This is a genomic window from Citreicella sp. C3M06, from assembly GCF_018860705.1.
Taxonomy (GTDB): Bacteria; Pseudomonadota; Alphaproteobacteria; order Rhodobacterales; family Rhodobacteraceae; genus Salipiger.
In genome coordinates this window covers 138,344-154,382 of sequence record NZ_JAHKQA010000073.1, presented here as the reverse complement: position 1 = coordinate 154,382, position 16,039 = coordinate 138,344, and the positions used below count along the sequence as shown (strand labels likewise).

Below are 16,039 nucleotides of genomic sequence, written 5' to 3'. Positions count from 1 at the left end.
CTGCCAAACATGATCTCGATCACTGCACGGCCAGGACGAAGGCCGCGCATTGCCAGCAATGTCACAAGGGTGATATTTCACGGTTGTCTTGCGTTTCTTTCTGACATGACTGCAGGCGTGTAACCCTTTGTTTTGAAAGGCGTCACGGAGCCAGTCGGCGTCGCAGCCCTGGTCCTCGAGCAGCCAGTCGACATTCGGGAGACTGCCGAGAAGTGCCCGTGCCCCGATGTAATGCCCGGCAGAGGCGAACACGTTGGTCGGGCGGCCTTTGCTCTCACAGATGGCATATTGCGACGTGTTCATGCCGCCTTTGGCGCGACCAATCAGGCCCCCCTTTTGACGCCTAGGCTGGATACGGTGCCCCTCTCACACATGCTTTGCATGTGCTGCCGGGCAGTGGATGGACCTTCAATTTCGTTGCGTCGATAATCACGGTCGTCTCCTCACCGTTCTCGGCCACCAAACCCGCCATGATCCGCGCGAAGACCCCCGTTCATGGCCGCATTCGAACCAATGGCGCTTGGCCATTCACCTCCACCGTTTCCAGCGGGGTGCGAGCGACTTGTGTGGACCATATTCGTTCGGCGCATTACGTCACCGCAAGCCATTGCAATTGATGAATATAATTCTGCTCAGCACGCGCCGGTCATCAAGTCGAGGCTTGCCGTGAGACTTGGGAAAGTAGGGCTCCAGACGTGCCACTGCGCATCGTTCAACCAGAAGAGATCTAACGTGTTCACCGCTCGTTTTCGAACGGTGAATCACGCTCGACCAACCATAATAATGATCCTGAGCCTTCTGCACCCCGGCGCTGCTATTTTACCCCCGTCCCCTTTCTCGGCCGAGGTAGGTGACGAGGGGGTGTATGGGGTCTGGGCCTTGTGGCCTGACCACGTCTTCTAGCGCGCCGGCGCCGTCTCTCTTTCATCATCCCGAACAGTTGGATACGCCCGACATGGATCGCGGAGCAGAAAGAGGAGAGCATGAGCGCGCTATCATCCGAACAGGCCATCGGCATAGACGTCTCGCGCGACTGGCTGGATATCCATTGCCTGCCCGATGCGACGCGCCTTCGGTTGCCGAACACATCGGAGGGCCATGCCCGGGTGGCGTCTCTCGCGCTGCGGCGTGGCGCCCTAGTCTGCTTCGAAGCTACCAGCGGGCAGAAGTGGCGGTTACGGGCTTCGCTCGACGCGCTGCGGATCGTCGCGCGTCAATTGCCGCCAGCCGTGGTACCCGGGCCAAGACGGATCGATGCGGAACTCATCGCCTGCGTCATGGTGTGCGCCTCGAGGCGGGAGGTAGCCATCCGGCCGGAAAGTTGTGCGGGATCAGAGCTTTGACATCGAAGCGAGCGCAACTTGTCGAAATGCGAAAGCGGCTACCTACCCAGATCAATTCACACGAAACCGCGCGAGCGCTGGACTGTTCACCGGCATGGAGTTGAAGGCTCCGCTCGAACCCAGGATCTCGGAGCTGGAAGCGTGCATCGAGCAAGCCGTCGCGGCCGACTGAACACTGGTCGAAACCGCCGGTACCCTGCGCTCCATTCCCGGGGGTGGGCCCGTTGTCAGCGCTATGCTGATCGCCGACCCGAGCTCGGGGCCATATCCGCAGAACAGCCGCAGCCCTGACGGGGCTCGCCTCCCATAGCGCACGACGGCGGTGCGTTGAGGGGCAAACGAGCCATCGCCGAAGGACAGCGCGCCCTGCGGCATGTCTTGTGCCAAGCCGCCCTCGTCGCTGCCCGCCCCTGAAAGCCTGCGCGCAGCGACTGCGCGACGCCGGAAATTCGCACAAGGTCATCATCACTGCGGTCGCACGAAAACTCGTCAATATCGCTAACGCTCTATGCAAAGCGCGCAAACTACGGGGCCTTCAAGGCATCTGACGGAAACAGTTGCTAGCAAGACGTCCGATTGTCGGGGCCCCCTTGATGCCTTGCGGCGCGATGGATGCAGGTTGGGTTTGTCGAATGCTGCAAGATCCGGCCGTGGGAGGAGTGGCCGAGCGAGCAGCTGTCCGCCAAGCTGCGCCATGCCAGCGAGCAGGTAGACGCCAACAATCGCCGCCCCGGCACCAGACCCGGCGGGCGTACCCATCAGCGGAATCATCAGCGGTTTATTCAGGACCAGTCCCTGAACACACCGAACCTATAGCTGCGGACTCGCCGGGCAGTGCCTCAAGCCCAAAGGATTGCCGCACCGCGGCGTTGCACAGGGGCCGGCCGATGCTCGCAGGAAGCCTTAATCACCCCGTCGGAGAATTTGCCCCGTAACGCTATGTCATTCCGCAGCGAGGTGAAGCATGTTCGGACTAGGTATCAGCACTTTCAGCTTCGTGGCTGGTTGGGGTGTCGGAGTGGGGATGGCGACCCGTGCCACAGGTCTGCTGACCGGGGGCGACAGTCTCATGGCGGGCGCGTCTGGCGTATCGCTCTGGGAAACGCTCGATGCCGCCAGCGGGCTGAGCATCAACAACATCGCGGTGGGCGGCAATAACATCACCGCGGTCCGATCCGAGTTCACGGAGCTGACAAACACCGATCTGCTGGCCTATCCGGTTGTGATCTGGGATGGATCCTACAACGGCTATGACGATCTGGAGGGGGACAAAACCGTCGCCTATGTCGACCTGATTGCCGAGGCCATCGCCGAAATCCCGCATGATCGCTGGCTGGTTGTTCCACCGATCAATCCTTATGGTTCGAGCTATGCTGGCTCCATACAGGAGGCGATCTGGCTTGAGATGCAGTCGCGCTGGCCCGGGCATGTCTTTCACTGGTCAAATGGGCTGAACCATGACGCCTTCTCGATCGCGACCGATCAATTCGTCGATCCTCCGGCCGATGTCTTTCACCTGTCGCAACTTGGCGCGGACAACATGTCTGCGGCGCTGCTTGCCGAGCTGCGCGCGCGCGGCTGGATCGTGACGCAGCGGTTTCACCCGACCGATCTGGCTGGGCTGGTGGCGCTGTACTTGCCGACGGCGGATGCGTCGATCCTTGCTGACAGCAGCGGCGGCAGCGCCGATCTGACGGCGGTGAACGCAGCGAGCTACAGCGCCGGAATGCTGAGTTTCGACGGCTCAGACGACCATTACGCCGGCGGTCCTGTGCATGGCGCCGAGCGCACCATTGGCGTCGGTTTCCGAAAGCAGGACAGTCAAATGCGCATCCTTTACGGAGGCCGGTCGTCGACCGATGCGCGATCCTATATCAGCTACAGGGCGACGGGTACGGCGATGTCGGTCGGATCGAATTCGCAGGCGGTGCTGGTGCCGGTGATCAACAGCAATTGGCAGGCCGCGGTCGGCACGCATGACGGCAGCGAGGTCAGGATGCTGATCAACGGCTCGAAGATCTACAAAGCGGCACAGGCCGGTGTGACCACGCCGGGGGTGCCTGCGATGCTGGGAACACTGAATGACAACGGCGCGCCACTGAATGCCTATCACCGTGGGGATCTGTCGGTTGCGGTGGAATATGACAGGGCGCTGAGCGACGAAGAGATGCGCAGCCTGTGCAGCTGGATCCGGCGACAGCACAGCTGAGGCCACGCCGCGTCTCCGGCTTTGCCCCGGAGACGCGGGCAACGCTGCCTCAGGGGTGCGGCTCGATCAGGATGGTTTGGCGAAGTTTTCCACTGGTGCGATCAAAGATCAGGATGCGGTTTTCATCGGTCACGACGGCGTACCAGTTGGGGCCTTGCGTATAGGCGGTGGCCGTCGCGCCGTCCGGCAGGGTGATGACATCGGGCAGCGGCGCACGCGTTGTCGTGTTCCGGATGACAACCAGCCCGAGGAGCGTTATCAGCCCGAGGATCATCACGCCCGTCAGCACCGTAACCAGAAGACGCAGGAAGCGCAGGTTTGGCGGCTCGGGCAGCTGTTCTTCGGGGTCGGGAGCCTGTGACATGGAAAATCCTCTGCGCATCGTCATCGGGGAGGCCCCGCCTGCGCGTCTTGATAAGGCGCTCGCCCGCGATGTGCCAGAGGAGGCGGCACTCTCGCGGACGCGGCTTGCAAAGCTTATCGCCGATGGCGCGGTGATGCGCCGGGGCGAGGTGCTGAGCGATCCCAAGGCAAAGGTCGTCGAGGGCGACGAGATCGCCATCATCCTGCCCAAGGCCGAGGAAAGCCATATTGGCCCCGAGGACATCCCGCTCGACATCGTCTGGGAAGATGCCGACCTTGTGGTCGTCAACAAGCCGGTCGGCATGGTGGTGCACCCTGCGCCCGGCACGCCGAAGGGCACGCTGGTCAACGCCTTGCTGCATCATTTCGGCGGCGCGCTGTCGGGGGTGGGTGGCATCGCCCGTCCCGGCATCGTGCACCGTATCGACAAGGACACATCCGGCCTGCTGGTGGTGGCGAAATCCGACCGGGCCCATCACGGGCTTGCCGCGCAATTCGAAGCGCATAGCGCCGATCGGGCCTATCTGGCGCTGTGCCATGGCGCACCCAATGCGGGCGATCCGCGTTTGCTGGGCACGCGGGGCGTTTCGATGGAATCGGGCAATGTGATCCGCATCCAGTCCGGGCTCGCCCGCCACAAGACCGACCGGCAACGTCAGGCAGTGTATTTCGACGGGCAGGGCCGACATGCGGTGACCCGGGCGCGGGTGCTTGAAAGCTTTGGCACGCCAGCGTCGCTGGCGCTGGTGGAATGCCGGCTCGAAACCGGGCGCACGCACCAGATCCGCGTCCACATGGCCCATGCCGGGCATGGGCTGGTCGGCGATCAGACCTATGGCGGGCGGCGCAAGCCCTCGCCAGCCGCCTTGGGCGAAGCCGCCGCCGCAGCGGTCACCGGGTTTCCCCGCCAAGCGCTGCACGCCGCCGAGCTGGGGTTCGACCATCCCGTGAGCGGCGAACAATTGCTGTTCGAGGCACCTTTGCCCGAAGATATGGCCAGACTTCTATCCGTGCTTCGCGGTGAAGTCTGAGCGCATACGCACATATGGGCTGCATTATTTCCGAATTCCGCTCCGTGCGCACAACTGACATAGTATTCCCGATACCGTGAGTCAGGAAATAATGCGAACCCGGCGACGGAGTTTCGCGTTACCCTCGTAACACTCAAAGATGGTCCTGTTCGGTGGCGGCATCGCGCTACCGCCGGGCGGACCCTTGAAAAACGATCCGGGCCTTCCCATCTGGGATGTTAAGCCCCATAACATTGGAGGTAACAGGGCACGTGAGCAATATGAGCAAATACGCCAATCTTCCGGCTCCGTCGCCGGAAGCAGGCCTAAGCCGCTACCTGTCCGAGATCCGGAAGTTTCCGCTTCTGGAACCCGAAGAAGAATACATGCTGGCCAAGCGCTGGGTCGAGGATGGCGATTCCGCCTCGGCGCACCGGATGGTCACCTCGCATCTGCGGCTGGCCGCCAAGATCGCCATGGGCTATCGCGGCTACGGTCTGCCGCAGGCCGAGGTGATCTCCGAAGCCAATGTCGGCCTGATGCAGGCGGTGAAACGCTTTGACCCGGAAAAAGGCTTCCGCCTTGCCACCTATGCGATGTGGTGGATCCGGGCGTCGATCCAGGAATACATCCTGCGGTCGTGGTCGCTGGTCAAGCTGGGCACCACATCGGCGCAAAAGAAGCTGTTCTTCAACCTGCGCAAGGCCAAGTCGCGCATCGGCGCGCTTGAAGAGGGCGATCTGCGCCCCGAGCATGTCGAGAAGATTGCCACGGATCTGGGCGTGACCGAGGCCGAAGTCATCTCGATGAACCGGCGTCTGTCGGGGGGCGATGCCTCGCTAAACGCCACGGTCGGCAGCGACGACGATGGTTCGATGCAATGGCAGGACTGGCTGGAAGACGAAAGCGCCGATCAGGCCACCGATTACGCCGAGCGCAACGAGCTCGACGCGCGGCGCGCCCTGTTGGCAGAGGCGATGGACGTGCTGAACGAGCGTGAACGCGATATCCTGACCCAGCGCCGTCTGGCGGAACAGCCGGTGACGCTCGAGGATCTGTCGGGCGTCTACGATGTCAGCCGCGAACGCATTCGCCAAATCGAAGTGCGGGCGTTCGAAAAGCTGCAAAAGCGCATGCGCGAACTGGCGCGCGAGCAAGGCATGATGGCCACGGCCTGATCTGATGACACGGCCCTCCGGAAACGGGGGGCCTTTTTTCATCCACAGCGAGGCGCAGTATGCCAAGGGTTGTTCTGGTCACCGGCGGTGCGCGTGGCATCGGCCATGCCATCGCCGCAGAGTTCGCCCGCGATCATGCGGTCGCCATCACATGGGCCACCACTGTTCCAAAAGGCCTGCCGGACAAAACGCTGGCAATTCGCGCCGATCTGCTGGCGCAAAGCGCCGCCGAGGCAATTGTGTCGCAGGTTTTGAACCGGTTCGGTGCACTTGATGTGATCGTCAACAATGCCGGGCAGATCGGCATGTCGCCAGCGCAGGACTTCGATGCTGCGGCCCTGCAAGACATGCTTGGCGTCAATCTTCTGGCGCCGCAGGCGCTGCTTGCGGCGGCTTTGCCACATCTGAAGCCGGGCGCGGCCATCGTGAATATCTCGTCGGTGAATGCCGTGCTGCCGCCGTACGGCGCGTCGATCTATGGCGCCAGCAAGGCGGCGCTGAACCTGTGGACCCGCGCCATGGCCAAGGAATTGGGCCCGCAGGGGATTCGCGTCAACGCGGTTGCACCGGGAGCCATCGACACGCCGGAATCCCCGCGCTCCGATGATCTCAAAGGGCTGTTCGTGAAGGACACCGCGCTTGGGCGGATCGGACAGCCACAGGATGTCGCGCGCGCGGTGCGCTTCCTTGCCAGCGAAGAGGCCGGGTTCATCACCGGCGAAATCCTCACCGTCTCGGGCGGCTATCGACTGTAGCGAAGACACCCCGCCGCCGGTTCGCGGCGGCGGGGCATTGGCTCAGATCTGGCGAACAGCGCCCTTTGCGGCGCTGGTGGTTAGCGCGGCATAGGCCTTGAGCGCTTTGGACACCTTGCGCTTGCGCTTTTCCTCGGGCTGCCAGCCGGCTTCGTCGCGCTTGAGGCGGCGCTCGGCGATCACCGCATCATCGACGGCAAGATGGATCTTGCGGGCCGGGATGTCGATCTCGATCAGATCGCCTTCCTCGACAAGGCCGATGGCGCCGCCCTCGGCCGCCTCGGGCGAGACATGGCCGATGGACAGGCCCGAAGAGCCGCCGGAGAACCGCCCGTCGGTGACCAGCGCGCAATCCTTGCCCAGCCCCTTCGATTTCAGGTAGCTCGTCGGATACAGCATTTCCTGCATCCCCGGCCCGCCGCGCGGCCCCTCATAGCGGATCAGCACCACGTCGCCGCGATGGATCTTGCCGGTCAGGATCGCGCTGACAGCCGTGTCCTGCGATTCAAAGATCCGTGCCGGGCCGGAGAAAACGAGGATCGATTCGTCGACCCCGGCGGTCTTCACGATGCAGCCATCCTCGGCGAGGTTGCCGTACAGTACCGCAAGCCCGCCATCCTTGGAAAAGGCGTGCTCTGCATCGCGGATGACGCCGTTCTGGCGGTCGAGATCCAGCGTTTCGAAACGCCGATCCGTCGAAAACGCCTGCGTGGTGCGCACGCCGCCGGGCGCGGCGCGGAAGAAGTCATGCACCGTTTCGGAATTGGTGCGCGACACATCCCAGCGATCCAGCGCATGGGCCATGGTTTCGGCATGCACGGTGGGCACCGAGCTGTCGATCAGGCCCGCCCGGTCGAGCTGGCCGAGGATCGCCATGATGCCGCCGGCGCGATGCACGTCTTCCATGTGCACGTCGTCCTTGGCCGGTGCGACCTTGCACAGCACCGGAACATTGCGCGACAGCTTGTCGATGTCGGTCATATCAAAAGCGACCTCGCCCTCGCTGGCGGCGGCCAGCAGGTGCAGCACCGTGTTGGTCGATCCGCCCATGGCGATATCCAGCGTCATCGCGTTCTTGAACGCCTCGAAAGTGGCGATGGAGCGCGGCAACACCGACGCGTCGTCCTGCTCGTAGTAGCGCTTGGCAAGATCCACGATCAGATGACCGGCTTCGACGAACAGGCGCTGGCGGTCGGCATGGGTGGCAAGGGTCGACCCGTTGCCCGGCAATGACAGGCCAAGCGCTTCGGTCAGGCAGTTCATAGAGTTGGCGGTGAACATCCCCGAGCAGGACCCGCAGGTCGGGCAGGCGGCTTCCTCGATCGCCTGCACCTGTGCGTCGGTGTACTTGTCGTCGGCGGCAGCGACCATGGCGTCGACGAGATCGAGCGCCTTTTCCTCGTCGTCCCAGACCACCTTGCCCGCTTCCATCGGCCCGCCGGACACGAACACCACCGGGATGTTCAGCCGCATCGCCGCCATCAGCATGCCCGGCGTGATCTTGTCACAGTTCGAGATGCAGACCATGGCGTCGGCGCAGTGGGCGTTGACCATGTATTCCACGCTGTCGGCGATGATCTCGCGCGAGGGCAGGGAATAGAGCATGCCGTCATGGCCCATGGCGATGCCATCATCGACCGCGATGGTGTTGAATTCCTTGGCGACACCGCCAGCCTTCTCGACCTCGCGCGCGACCATCTGGCCGAGGTCCTTCAGGTGCACATGGCCGGGCACGAATTGGGTGAAGCTGTTGACGATGGCGATGATCGGCTTGTTCCAGTCGCCGTCGGTCATGCCTGTGGCACGCCACAGGCCGCGGGCGCCGGCCATGTTGCGGCCGTGGGTGGTGGTGCGGGAACGGTAGGCGGGCATGGGTCTCCCCCTTCTTGGCTGTATCGGCGTTGTGTAACGCCCGGCGACCGTTGCGGCAAGGGTGCCGCCGAAAGGGGGGCCAGCCCCCCTCGGCCTTGCGGCCTCACCCCCTGGGATATTTCCTGCCAGAAGAAGCTGGGCGCCGCGCTCTGGTTTCTTCTGGCCTAAAAATATCCCCGCCGGAGGCTGGCCGTCGCTCTCAGCTCGCGGGGCTGTCCGGAACGGTGCGCCGCGCCCGCGCGCGGGAGGGCCGGGGGGCGACCTTTGCTTCGATGTGGTCGATCACCATTCCGGCGATGTCCTTGCCGGATGTGCGCTCGATGCCTTCGAGCCCCGGAGAACTGTTGACCTCGAGTACCTTCGGTCCGTCATCACCGCGCAGCAGGTCGACTCCGGCCACGTCGAGTTTCATCGCGCGGGCGGCGCGGATCGCTATCTCGCGTTCTTGTTTCGAGATCTTCGCCGACTCTGCCGTGCCGCCCTGGTGAAGGTTGGAGCGGAAATCGTCGGGCTTGCCGATGCGGCGCATTGCGGCGACCACCTTGCCGCCAACGACAAAGCAGCGGATGTCTTCGCCCGCCGCTTCCTTGACGAAGCTCTGCACGAGGAAGTCCGCGCGCAGGCCCTGAAAGGCCGAGATCACCGATTCCGCCGCCTTCTTGGTTTCCGCCAGAACCACGCCCTTGCCTTGCGTGCTTTCCAGCAGCTTGAGCACCAGCGGCGCCCCGCCGACAAGGCTGATGACATTGGCCGAATCCTTGGGGCTGCGCGCAAAGGCCGTGGTCGGCATGCCGATGCGGTGGCGTGCCAGCACCTGATGGGCGTGCAGCTTGTCGCGGGAGGTGGTGATGCCTTCGGAGCCGGCAAGGCAATAGGTGCCGATGGTCTCGAACTGGCGCACCACCGCCGTGCCGTAGGAGGTGATCGACGCCCCGATGCGGGGGATGACCGCATCGTAATGGGGCAGCTTGCGCCCGTCGTAATGCACTTCGCCGCCGACCGAATGGATGTTCATGTAGCAGCGCGAAGTGTCGATGACCTCCATCGTATGGCCACGCATCTCGGCGGCGGCGATCAGCTTGCGGGTCGAATAATTGTCTGGCTCGCGGGACAGGATTGCAAGGCGCAGCGCGCGGCGGTGGCGTTCGTTGCGCGGAATGCCGTGGTAGGCATCGAAGGAAAGTTCCGGCTGGCAGAAGCTTTGCGTCGGCTGCACCACCATGTCTTCATCCAGCGCGGTGCGGCCCAGCAGCATCCGATAGGCCATCGATCCGCGGTCGGTCAGCGTAACCTCGATCGGCCATGACCGATCGCCCATGGTCACCGTGGTCTCGATCACGAAGCGCAGTTCGGTCTCGCCGTTCGACGAGGTGACCTCGCGCCGGTCCTTCATCGGGGCCGAGCAGATCATCTCCAGCAGCGGATCGCCCGGATCGGGGTGGATCGCAAAGCGCACCATCGGCTTTCGTGCCGAGCCGAAGGGTTCGATGGCGAAGGCATGCAGCGCCGAGGTGCGCGCGCCGGTGTCCACCTTGGCGCGCACCGCTGGCAGGCCGAGGTCGGGCATCGAAAGCCATTCTTCCCATCCAAGCGTGAACTGCGTCATGAGGTTTCCTTTCAGACGGTCGGTTGCGCGCTTTAGCGCTGCTGTGTGACGGGGACAATACGAAGGCTGCAAGAGGCAATCTACCGCCCTTTGCGTGGCTTTCCGGGCGCAGCTTTGGCAAAATTTTCCGGTGAACTGATCAAGCGTCATGCATGTTTTGGGGATCGCTGCGACATGCGGCGAGAAAACCGCAGGGATTGCGGGAATAATCATCGGTGTTCGGACATTTCGCGGGCACACTGGCCGCAGGATTTAACAAACAGGAGGCTGCCATGGCGGCGACACTTCGGGATGGCGACGGAAAACTGTCGCTGACGACGCGGATCATGATCGCGATGTGCGCCGGACTGGTGCTTGGAGTGATCCTCAATATTGCCCAGATCGGGTTCATCAACACCCATGTCGTGGGCGGGCTGTTCTACATGATCGGCCGGATGTTCGTGAACGCGCTACAGATGCTGGTGGTGCCGCTGGTGTTTTTCTCGCTGATCTGCGGTGTGGCGGGCATTGGCGATGTGCGCATCCTCGGGCGGGTCGGCGGCAAGAGCTTTGCGCTGTACCTCGCGACCACCGCCACGGCGATCGCGGTGGCGATCCTGATCGCACTGGTGGTGGCGCCCGGCAACGGCTTTGTCATGGATGGCATCGACACCTCGGGCGTGTCGGGCAGGGAGGCCCCCAGCGTCTGGGACACCTTTGCCAACATCGTGCCACGCAACCCGGTCGCGGCCTTTGCCAATGGCGAGATGCTGCAGATCATCTTCTACACCATCACCCTTGGCGTGGCCGTGCTGATGCTGGCAGAGCGCTCGAAGCCGTTCGTCGAAGCCTGCGAGTACATGAATGAGGTGATGATGAAGATCGTGCAGATCGTCATGGCCTTTGCGCCCTATGGCGTGTTCTGCCTGATCGCAAAAACCTTTACTGAGCAGGGCATCGGGCTGTTCCTGCCGGTGCTGTCCTATGTTCTGGTGCTGGTCGGGGCGTTGCTGTTGCATCTGTTCGTGACGCTGATGCTGTTCCTCAAGCTGTTCTCGGGGCTGAACCCGTTCATCTTCCTCAAGAAGATCCGCCCGGCGCAGATCTTTGCCTTTTCGACGGCTTCGTCGAACGCGACCATCCCGATCACCCTGCGCTGTGTCACCGAACGCATGGGGGTGAAAAACGGTGTGGCGTCCTTTACCGTGCCGTTCGGGGCGACGATCAACATGGATGGCACCGCGATCATGCAGGGCGTGGCGACGGTGTTCCTTGCCAATGTCTACGGCATCGACCTTGGCCTTGGCGGCTATATCACGGTGATCGCGATGGCGGTTCTGGCGTCGATCGGCACCGCCGGTGTGCCGGGGGTCGGTCTTGTGATGCTGACCATGGTGCTGGGGCAGGTGGGGCTGCCGATCGAGGGAATCGCGTTGATCCTTGGCGTCGACCGGCTGATGGACATGATCCGCACCGCGGTGAACATCACCGGCGATGCGGTGGTGTCGACCATCGTGGCCAAGGGCGAGGGGCAGATCGACATGGCGGTTTACGGCGATCCGCTCGCTGGCGAACAGCGCGAGGACGATCTGCACATCGACGAAGAGGCCGAGGTGGTACTGGCGCGCGCGGCGCAAAAGCCCGGCGAATGAGGTTTGCGGATGGCCGGGGCGATCCCGGCCATCCGGCTCAGAACACGCTTTGCCGGGCTCTCGACAGAAAGAAGCCATGGCCACTGTCGTTGCGGCATTCGAGCCCCTGCCGGCTCGAGCTGCACAGGATCCCCCCGATATCCCAGCGCTGACCGTATTGCAGAACCTGCGAGCCGGGGTCGCTCGGGCGGGCATAGGATTTACCCGGCTGGTCGCATTCGAGGGTGACCGGGCCGCGGTTCAGCATCGACACGGTGTGCCCGGCGCTGCGGCAGTTGCCGGGGCGCGGCAGGGTCGGCGTGCGCTCGTAGATGGTGCAGAAAATGTCGGAGCCGTTGGCTTCGATTCCCACCGAGCAGTGAATATTCCCGGACGGGGTGCTGAAGAAATCCACGTCGGCGACGGCGGGGCTGGCAAAAAGGCAAAGGATAAGGGTGGGTCTGAACATGGGATCACCTGAAACCAAGGGGCACTATGCCAACAAGGGTTCCGCAGTCCTGCCGCTGCGTCAAGTTCAGAACACGCCCACCGCATCGCGGGCCAGCACAAACCCGTGCCCATCGGCATTGTGGCACATCAGCCCGCCCGGGTCCGAGGTGCAGCGGATCGGCCCCCAGTTGGCCGAGATGCCATAGGGCGCGATGTCCTGCCGCGCGGCGCGCCCTGCCGGGCCGCCGCAGATCAGGTGGACCGGGCCTTCGGACAGCAGCACGTAGCGGTGGCCCCAGTCGCTGCCGCACTCGTGCGGCCCATTGCCAGACAGCGGCACCGCAAGGTCGAACACCGAACAATCCAGTGATCCCGATGTGGGGCGGCATTCGACATCGCCCGAGGGGGTGGCGAAGGGCATGGGTTCGGCGTGTGCGGGCAGGGTGGGCAGGGCGGCAAACAGGGCCAGAGCGGCAAGGCGATACGACATGGACAGGCCTTCAGACGAAAACGAGGCAGGTCCTCCCTGCCTCGAACCCTGCGCCTGTCGCGGTTTCGGATCAATGAACGCCGCCTGCGCGGCATCGGCAATCAGCCCGCAGCGATCAGTTCCGCCTGTTTGACAATCACTTCGGCCTGCTTGATCGAGGCAATGTCGACAAGGCGGCCCTTGTAGACCGTCGCGCCCTCGCCCTTGGCCTTGGCGGCATCCATCGCGGCGAGAATCTCGCGCGCTTCGCTGACGGCCTTGTCCGACGGGGTAAAGACCTCGTTGGCCAGCGTCACCTGCTTGGGGTGGATCGCCCATTTGCCCACCATGCCCAGCGTGGCCGAGCGCAGCGCCTGCGCGCGGAACCCCTCGTCGTCAGAGAAATCGCCGAACGGGCCATCGACCGGCAGCACGCCATGGGTGCGGCAGGCGGCGACGATGGCGGCCTGCGCCCAATGCCACGGGTCCGACCAGTGCTTGGCCCCTTCGTGCAGCATATAGTAATTTTCCTGCGTGCCGCCGATGCCGGTGGTCGACATGCCCATGCTTGCCGCGAAATCGGCAGCGCCAAGGCTCATGGCCTCAAGGCGGGGCGAGGCGGCGGCGATCTCCTCGACATGGGCGATGCCGGCGGCGGATTCGATGATCACCTCGAACTTGATCGGCTTGCTGCGGCCCTTGGCGCGTTCCACCGCCGTTACCAGCGCATCGACGGCATAGATGTCGCCCGCGCAGCCGACCTTGGGGATCATGATCTGGTCGATCCGCTCGCTGGCCTGTTCCAGCAGGTCGACCACGTCGCGATACCAGTACGGCGTGTCCAGCCCGTTGATCCGCACCGACAGGGTCTTCTTGCCCCAGTCGATATCGCCGATCGCCTGAATGATGTTGGCGCGCGCGCTGTCCTTGTCGGACGGGGCGACGCTGTCTTCCAGATCGAGGTTGATCACGTCCGCCGCCGAGCCGGCCATCTTTTCAAAGATCGCGGGACGCGAGCCCGGTCCGAAAAGCTGGCAGCGGTTCGGGCGGGCCGGGGGGGCGGGCTGAATGCGGAAGCTCATGAGGTCTCCTCGGGGCTGAGTGGCGGTGAAAGGATGTTTCGTTTTGTGCTTCCTATGGGTTATTAAATTGCGGATCGCCAAGCAAGTGGATTTTGCTGCAGGTGCGACATGTCTTGGAATTCCGCTTTGCGCGGGCAGTGCTGATCGCGGGCAGCGCCATGGTTTCAGTTGTTGCGGTCGGTCCGATGCTGTCGCTACGGTCCCGGTGGAACACTGCCAGAGATGAGACATCCACGTTATGACTGAATTGACCGGGGCATGCCTGTGCGGGGCCGTTGCCTATTCAATGGCCCATCCCCCAGCAAGAACGACGATCTGCTACTGCAACTTCTGCCAGCGCGCGACCGGGGGCGCGCAGGGCATTCTGCCAATCGCGCCGCTGGCCGATCTTGCCGTGACCCACGGGGCGCCGGAAACCTATGCGCATGTCTCCGAGGGCAGCGGCAAACAGGTTGTCCTGCATTTCTGCGCGTCCTGTGGAACAAAGCTCTACATGACCTACGAGCGCTGGCCGGATATGGTTGGTCTTTATGCCGGTACGCTTGACGATCCGGCGGCGGTAACGCTCGATCCGGCGAAGACCAAGCAGATCTTTGTCGCCTCCGCCCGGCCGGGAACGGTTGTGCACGCCGGAATTCCGGCCTTCTGGGAACACGCAGCGACAGCGGATGGCCAGCCCGAACCGTCGTTTATGCTTGAGACTCCCACAGCGGTCGAAGACCTGAAACGAGGGTGATGCCCTGCGCCCGGCGCGACCTGCATGGCGACCGGCGGGGGCAGTCAGGGCGGGCGTTCTGATGTGCTTTCCGCATCGGGCGCGGCCTGACGCCCGGCTGTCGCAGGCGAATGGTGAAATTTTTGTGCAGATCGCCCCATTGCGAAAGATTCTTCGCAAGCATCCCTGCTGCAAGTGCGAAAACGACATCGCTTTGCGCAGGGCGCACGCTAGGTTCGGCCCAATCGCATGACGAGGCCGCGCGGCCCCGAACGAACAAGGAGACTGCCATGATCGAGACCCCCTATCTGCTATTCCTCGGCGACGCGCCCGATCCGCTCGCTGCCAAGGTCGCCCAGGGGATCAAGGACTGGCGTCCGGAAAACTGCGTTGGCCAGCTGCGTCTTGAGGGCTGCAAGGCCGACATGAAGCTGCCCGACATGACGCTGGCCGAAGCCAAGGCCGCCGGTGCCAAGACGCTGGTGATCGGCGTGGCAAACCGCGGCGGGATGATCTCGCAGACTTGGAAAAAGGTGCTTGTCGAGGCGCTTGAAGAGGGCTTCGATCTGGCTTCCGGCCTGCACAACCTGCTGCGCGAGGAAGAAGACCTTGCCGCCGTCGCCAAGGCCACCGGCCAGAACCTTTGGGACGTGCGCATCCCGCAGGTGAAATACCCCATCGCCAACGGCGAGCCGCGCAAGGGCAAGCGCCTGCTGGCTGTCGGCACCGATTGTTCGGTCGGCAAGATGTACACCGCGCTGGCGATGGATGCCTGCATGCGCGAAAAGGGCATGAAATCGACTTTCCGCGCCACCGGACAGACCGGCATTCTGATCACCGGCGACGGTGTGCCGCTGGATGCGGTCATCGCCGATTTCATGGCCGGCTCGATCGAATACCTGACCCCCGACAACGATGATGACCACTGGGACATCATCGAAGGGCAGGGCAGCCTGTTCCACGTGTCCTATTCTGGCGTGACCATGGCGCTGGTGCATGGCGGTCAGCCCGACGCGCTGGTGCTGTGTCACGAGCCGACCCGCACCCATATGCGCGGTCTGCCGGGTTATCAGCTGCCGACGCTCGAAGCGGTGCGCGATGTCGCGCTGACGCTGGCGCAGGTGGCGAATCCGGCGTGCAAGGTGATCGGCGTGTCGATCAACACCCAGCACATGGGCGACGACGAGGCACTGGCCTATTGCGCCGAGGTCGAGGCGCGCCTTGGCCTGCCGACCGTCGATCCGTTCCGCCACGGCGCTGATCGCCTTGTCGAGGCGCTTGCCGCCTATTGATCCCTTTGACAGGGGTTTGAACATCACGGGCGGCGGCGCTTTCGGGTGCCGCCGGGCCGTGTGTATCTATTGGAAAGATGAAAGG

Annotated in this window: 14 protein-coding genes and 1 pseudogene; 8 read left to right on the top strand and 7 right to left on the bottom strand. The window is 63.5% G+C overall.

Features of this window, described 5'->3' with window-relative positions; genetic code table 11:
• Positions 1–72: 72 nt before the first annotated feature.
• Positions 73–740, bottom strand: a pseudogene (locus KO516_RS24350) (transposase); the annotation flags it as partial.
• A gap of 243 nt (positions 741–983) precedes the next feature.
• On the opposite strand from KO516_RS24350, the gene KO516_RS17595 reads away from it, so the two are divergent.
• Both KO516_RS17595 and KO516_RS17590 read left to right on the top strand, forming a co-directional pair.
• Positions 984–1,343, top strand: a complete 360-nt coding sequence (locus tag KO516_RS17595; protein ID WP_216005097.1) for a hypothetical protein — start codon at positions 984–986, stop codon at positions 1,341–1,343.
• Positions 1,344–2,367: 1,024 nt separating this feature from the next.
• The gene (locus tag KO516_RS17590; RefSeq protein WP_216005096.1) at positions 2,368–3,552 is read left to right on the top strand and encodes a LamG domain-containing protein; all 1,185 of its coding nucleotides are present in this window, start codon (positions 2,368–2,370) and stop codon (positions 3,550–3,552) included.
• 49 nt (positions 3,553–3,601) lie between these two features.
• Here the strand turns inward: KO516_RS17590 and KO516_RS17585 are convergent, their stop codons facing one another.
• The gene (locus tag KO516_RS17585) at positions 3,602–3,916 is read right to left on the bottom strand and encodes a DUF6476 family protein (RefSeq protein WP_216005095.1); all 315 of its coding nucleotides are present in this window, start codon (positions 3,914–3,916) and stop codon (positions 3,602–3,604) included.
• Between KO516_RS17585 and KO516_RS17580 the strand changes: the two genes are divergently transcribed.
• The 3 genes from KO516_RS17580 to KO516_RS17570 all read left to right on the top strand — a co-directional run bounded on the left by KO516_RS17580 (position 3,915) and on the right by KO516_RS17570 (position 6,858).
• Positions 3,915–4,946, top strand: coding sequence for an RluA family pseudouridine synthase (locus tag KO516_RS17580; protein ID WP_216005094.1), 1,032 nt, complete (start codon positions 3,915–3,917; stop codon positions 4,944–4,946). The genes KO516_RS17585 and KO516_RS17580 overlap by 2 nt on opposite strands.
• Before the next feature lie 260 nt (positions 4,947–5,206).
• Positions 5,207–6,103: an RNA polymerase sigma factor RpoH gene (rpoH, locus tag KO516_RS17575; protein ID WP_216005104.1), complete on the top strand. Its 897-nt coding sequence runs from the start codon at positions 5,207–5,209 to the stop codon at positions 6,101–6,103.
• A gap of 59 nt (positions 6,104–6,162) precedes the next feature.
• The gene (locus tag KO516_RS17570) at positions 6,163–6,858 is read left to right on the top strand and encodes an SDR family NAD(P)-dependent oxidoreductase (RefSeq protein ID WP_216005093.1); all 696 of its coding nucleotides are present in this window, start codon (positions 6,163–6,165) and stop codon (positions 6,856–6,858) included.
• Positions 6,859–6,900: 42 nt separating this feature from the next.
• Here KO516_RS17570 and ilvD read toward each other — a convergent pair whose 3' ends face one another.
• Positions 6,901–8,730: a dihydroxy-acid dehydratase gene (gene ilvD, locus KO516_RS17565; protein WP_216005092.1), complete on the bottom strand. Its 1,830-nt coding sequence runs from the start codon at positions 8,728–8,730 to the stop codon at positions 6,901–6,903.
• A gap of 199 nt (positions 8,731–8,929) precedes the next feature.
• Positions 8,930–10,336 (bottom strand): 30S ribosomal protein S6--L-glutamate ligase, encoded by a 1,407-nt coding sequence (rimK, locus tag KO516_RS17560; RefSeq protein WP_216005091.1) that lies wholly within the window; start codon positions 10,334–10,336, stop codon positions 8,930–8,932.
• A 272-nt stretch (positions 10,337–10,608) separates the two neighbouring features.
• On the opposite strand from rimK, the gene KO516_RS17555 reads away from it, so the two are divergent.
• A complete protein-coding gene (locus tag KO516_RS17555) occupies positions 10,609–11,967 on the top strand; it encodes a dicarboxylate/amino acid:cation symporter (RefSeq protein ID WP_216005090.1) in 1,359 nt (452 codons plus the stop codon).
• A 37-nt stretch (positions 11,968–12,004) separates the two neighbouring features.
• Here the strand turns inward: KO516_RS17555 and KO516_RS17550 are convergent, their stop codons facing one another.
• From KO516_RS17550 to KO516_RS17540, 3 genes are all read right to left on the bottom strand, one after another.
• Complete coding sequence (locus KO516_RS17550) at positions 12,005–12,415, bottom strand: DUF6636 domain-containing protein (RefSeq protein WP_216005089.1); 411 nt, start codon at positions 12,413–12,415, stop codon at positions 12,005–12,007.
• A gap of 66 nt (positions 12,416–12,481) precedes the next feature.
• Entirely contained in the window at positions 12,482–12,886 is a 405-nt protein-coding gene (locus KO516_RS17545; RefSeq protein ID WP_216005088.1) for a DUF6636 domain-containing protein, read from the bottom strand.
• A 101-nt stretch (positions 12,887–12,987) separates the two neighbouring features.
• Positions 12,988–13,947: an L-malyl-CoA/beta-methylmalyl-CoA lyase gene (locus KO516_RS17540; RefSeq protein ID WP_216005087.1), complete on the bottom strand. Its 960-nt coding sequence runs from the start codon at positions 13,945–13,947 to the stop codon at positions 12,988–12,990.
• A gap of 286 nt (positions 13,948–14,233) precedes the next feature.
• Between KO516_RS17540 and KO516_RS17535 the strand changes: the two genes are divergently transcribed.
• Both KO516_RS17535 and dgcN read left to right on the top strand, forming a co-directional pair.
• A complete protein-coding gene (locus KO516_RS17535) occupies positions 14,234–14,683 on the top strand; it encodes a GFA family protein (RefSeq protein WP_216005086.1) in 450 nt (149 codons plus the stop codon).
• Positions 14,684–14,952: 269 nt separating this feature from the next.
• Positions 14,953–15,954, top strand: a complete 1,002-nt coding sequence (gene dgcN, locus KO516_RS17530; RefSeq protein ID WP_216005085.1) for an N-acetyltransferase DgcN — start codon at positions 14,953–14,955, stop codon at positions 15,952–15,954.
• The last annotated feature ends 85 nt before the right edge of the window (positions 15,955–16,039 follow it).

Excerpts from the sequence above, each read along its gene's own strand:
- KO516_RS17595 (WP_216005097.1), top strand. The coding sequence starts at position 984 with ATGAGCGCGCTATCATCCGAACAGGCCATCGGCATAGACGTCTCGCGC.
- KO516_RS17590 (WP_216005096.1), top strand. The coding sequence starts at position 2,368 with ATGGCGACCCGTGCCACAGGTCTGCTGACCGGGGGCGACAGTCTCATG.
- KO516_RS17580 (WP_216005094.1), top strand. The coding sequence starts at position 3,915 with ATGGAAAATCCTCTGCGCATCGTCATCGGGGAGGCCCCGCCTGCGCGT.
- KO516_RS17585 (WP_216005095.1), bottom strand. The coding sequence starts at position 3,916 with ATGTCACAGGCTCCCGACCCCGAAGAACAGCTGCCCGAGCCGCCAAAC.
- rpoH (WP_216005104.1), top strand. The coding sequence starts at position 5,207 with ATGAGCAAATACGCCAATCTTCCGGCTCCGTCGCCGGAAGCAGGCCTA.
- KO516_RS17570 (WP_216005093.1), top strand. The coding sequence starts at position 6,163 with ATGCCAAGGGTTGTTCTGGTCACCGGCGGTGCGCGTGGCATCGGCCAT.
- ilvD (WP_216005092.1), bottom strand. The coding sequence starts at position 8,730 with ATGCCCGCCTACCGTTCCCGCACCACCACCCACGGCCGCAACATGGCC.
- rimK (WP_216005091.1), bottom strand. The coding sequence starts at position 10,336 with ATGACGCAGTTCACGCTTGGATGGGAAGAATGGCTTTCGATGCCCGAC.
- KO516_RS17555 (WP_216005090.1), top strand. The coding sequence starts at position 10,609 with ATGGCGGCGACACTTCGGGATGGCGACGGAAAACTGTCGCTGACGACG.
- KO516_RS17550 (WP_216005089.1), bottom strand. The coding sequence starts at position 12,415 with ATGTTCAGACCCACCCTTATCCTTTGCCTTTTTGCCAGCCCCGCCGTC.
- KO516_RS17545 (WP_216005088.1), bottom strand. The coding sequence starts at position 12,886 with ATGTCGTATCGCCTTGCCGCTCTGGCCCTGTTTGCCGCCCTGCCCACC.
- KO516_RS17540 (WP_216005087.1), bottom strand. The coding sequence starts at position 13,947 with ATGAGCTTCCGCATTCAGCCCGCCCCCCCGGCCCGCCCGAACCGCTGC.
- KO516_RS17535 (WP_216005086.1), top strand. The coding sequence starts at position 14,234 with ATGGCCCATCCCCCAGCAAGAACGACGATCTGCTACTGCAACTTCTGC.
- dgcN (WP_216005085.1), top strand. The coding sequence starts at position 14,953 with ATGATCGAGACCCCCTATCTGCTATTCCTCGGCGACGCGCCCGATCCG.